The sequence below is a fragment of the Cellulosimicrobium cellulans genome, assembly GCF_001722485.1.
Lineage (GTDB): Bacteria > Actinomycetota > Actinomycetes > Actinomycetales > Cellulomonadaceae > Cellulosimicrobium > Cellulosimicrobium cellulans_A.
The window spans coordinates 1-2,433 of sequence record NZ_LWGL01000271.1 but is presented as its reverse complement, the minus strand read 5'-3'; the positions used below and the strand labels follow the sequence as shown (position 1 = coordinate 2,433).

Here is a 2,433-nt window from a genome sequence, read left to right as displayed (position 1 = left end):
GTGCCGCGCGAGCTCGACGAGGCGCTCCTCGGGCCCGCCGACGCCGCGGCGGCGCTCGACGCGGCCGAGCGCGAGGGCATCGGCGCCTGGAGCACGGTCGACGACGTCTTCGAGCTCGCGCCCCTCGCGCGCCACGTGCTGCGGGACGAGCTGCACCGCACCGACCCGCCGCGCGAGCACGAGCTGCTCGGCCGGACCGCCGCGTGGGCGCTCGAGCACGGCGACCACGCCGAGGGCCTGCGTGCCTCGATCCTCCAGCGCGACTACCCGACGGCGAACCGCATCGTGCTGGGGCGGTGGTCGGAGCTGGCGCGGACCGACTCGGCGCGCGTGACGGAGATCATCGCCGACGTCCCGCGCGGGGACCTCCTGCGGCACCCGTACCTCGCGCTGACCGCGGCCCTGTGCCACTACGCCATGCCGGGCCACCGTGGCCGGGCCCTCGAGCACCTGGCGATCCTCCTCGCGGCCGTGGCGCGCCGGTTCCCGAGGGCCGAGCCCGGGGAGAAGGCGCTCCTGCTCACGGTCGAGTCGGTGGGGCTGCGGCTGCTCGGCCGGGGGAGCCGGGCCGCCGCGGTCGCGCGCCGCGCGCTCGCCTCGCTCGACGCCGCCGACCCGGGCGCCGAGCCCGACGTCGAGCTCGTGCGTCCCGCGATGACCATGCAGCTCGCGTCGTCCCTCTTCGTGGACGGCGGCGTCGAGGCCGCGCTCGCCCTGGCGCGCACGGTCGACGGCGACGACCGCGACCCCACGCACGACGCGGCCGCGCAGCGCACGCGCGTCGCGTTCTTCGCGGCCGTCGCCGGGCGTGTCGACGAGGCTCGCGACGAGATCGCGCTCCTGCTGCCGGACGAGGACGTCGCGGTCGCCCTCGGGCCCTACCGCGCGGCCGCGGGAAGCCTCGCCCGCGCCGTCGTGGCACTGGAGGACCTGCGGGCGGACGAGGCCGTGCGCGCCCTGCGGGGGCTCGACGGCGAGATGGAGACCAACGAGTTCTGGCCGGTGCACGCGGTGGTGGACACGACGGCCGCGCTCGTGGCGGGCGACGTCGACGGCGCGCTGGCGATCGTCACGCGCGCGCGGGACCGGGGGAGCCGCCGGCCCGTGCCCGTCTACTGGCAGCAGGTCCACGGTGCGCTGCACGCGACGGTGCTCCTGTCCGCCGGACGGGCCGACGCCGCCACCCTCCAGCTGCGCGGGCTCGACCGCTCCCACGAGGCGGTCCGGACGGCCACGGCGCGCGTGCGGCTCGCCGTCGGCGACGCCGAGGGTGCGCTCGAAGCGCTGGGCTCGGCGCCGCCGTCGGCCGCGGGGCCCGCCGTCGACGTCGACCGCCGCCTGCTGCTCGCCGTCGCCACGGCACGCCTCGGGCACCCCGACGTGGCCGCCCGGGAGCTGGCGAGCGCGGTGGGGGACCCCGCGACGACGCGGCTGCCGTGGCTCCTCGTCCCCCGCAAGGACCGGTCGCTCCTGGCGGACCTCGCCGCGGACGCAGGACCGGAGCTCCGCGACGCCGTGCGGGCGCTGCCCGACCTGCCCGCCGTCGTGCCCGACCACGTCGACGCCGTCCGGCTCACCGAGCGCGAGCACGTCGTGCTCCAGGGACTCGCCCAAGGGCTGGACGGGCCAGAGCTCGCCGAGCTCCTCGAGGTCAGCCTGCACACCGTGAAGTCGCAGTCCCGCACCCTGTACCGCAAGCTCGGCGTCCGGTCGCGCGCCGAGGCCCTGGTCGCCGCCCGGCGGCACGGGCTGCTCCCGTGACGGCCACCGCCCCGGCCCCCGCGCGCACCGCCGACCGCCGCGTGATCGCCTGGGTCCTCCTCGGGCAGAGCACCACCTACGTGGCGCTCTCGGCCGTCGTCGCGGTGCTGCTCCCGGCGCTGCTCGCCGAGGTCGACCCGGACGGCAAGGAGCGGTCGCTCGCGGTCGTCTCCTTCGTCTCCTCCGCGGTGACCGCGGTCACGCTGCCCGTCGTCGGCGCGCTGTCGGACCGCACGCGCAGCCGCTGGGGGCGGCGCGCGCCGTGGGCGGTCGCCGGCGGCGTGGCCGGGGGTGTCGCGGTGGCGCTGCTGCCGAGCGCCACGACGGTCGTCGCCCTCGGGGCGCTCTGGGTCGCGGGACAGGTCGCGCTCAACCTCGTCGACGGCGCGGTCGGGGGTGCCGTGGCCGACGACGTCACGGCGCCCCGACGGGGGACCGGTGCGGGAATGCTCGCGCTCGGTACCGGCGTGGGGAGCGCGACCGGAGCCGTCGTCACCGGACAGCTCGTCGGCAGCCCGGCGCTCGCGGCGGCCCTGGCGGGCGCCGTCGCCGCGGGCGGGGCCGTCCTGTTCCTCGCGCTCGCACGCCGTGTCCGGCCGGCGACGTGGACGGACCGCTCGACGTCCGGTCCCGACGCCGGCCCCACGCGTGCCGAGCCCGAGCCGGAGCCCG

2 protein-coding genes are annotated in these 2,433 nt (G+C 78.5%); both read left to right on the top strand.

The features are described 5' to 3' along the window. On the top strand, nt 1-1,761 hold a 1,761-nt coding region (locus JZ5iCDA_RS19830; protein WP_139123201.1), incomplete at its 5' end, for a LuxR C-terminal-related transcriptional regulator. Next, nucleotides 1,758-2,433: MFS transporter (locus tag JZ5iCDA_RS16830; RefSeq protein WP_139123200.1), on the top strand; the 676-nt coding region annotated here is incomplete at its 3' end. The genes JZ5iCDA_RS19830 and JZ5iCDA_RS16830, both read left to right, overlap by 4 nt.